This window comes from Massilia genomosp. 1 (assembly GCF_011682185.1).
GTDB lineage: Bacteria > Pseudomonadota > Gammaproteobacteria > Burkholderiales > Burkholderiaceae_D > Telluria_A > Telluria_A rubra.
On record NZ_WHJF01000441.1, the window covers coordinates 1 to 359 of the forward strand.

A 359-nucleotide genomic window follows, 5' to 3' on the forward strand; every position below is an offset into this window, starting at 1 on the left:
AGCCTGACGATGACCTACTTTCACACTGGTTGCAGCACTATCATCGGCGTAAAATCGTTTCACGGTCCTGTTCGGGATGGGAAGGGGTGGTACCGATTTACTATGGTCATCAGGCATAACTTGTACAGCTTGGTGCTCCCGAACGGGCAGCACTAGCTTGAATCTGGAAGAAGTATCGTTTTATTGTATTACTTTGGGTAGTGATTGCGTATCAACACAAAACACAACGCGCATTTCTTATCTCTGTACCTGCTAAGGTTATAGGGACAAGCCGTACGGGCAATTAGTATCAGTTAGCTTAATGCATTACTGCACTTCCACACCTGACCTATCAACGTCCTGGTCTCGAACGACCCTTT

At 46.5% G+C, this 359-nt stretch carries 2 rRNA genes; both read right to left on the reverse strand.

The window, feature by feature from the left end:
• Position 1: 1 nt before the first annotated feature.
• Positions 2-114: ribosomal RNA gene (gene rrf / locus F1735_RS34410) — 5S ribosomal RNA — on the reverse strand.
• Positions 115-262: 148 nt separating this feature from the next.
• Positions 263-359, reverse strand: a 23S ribosomal RNA gene (locus F1735_RS34415); the annotation flags it as partial.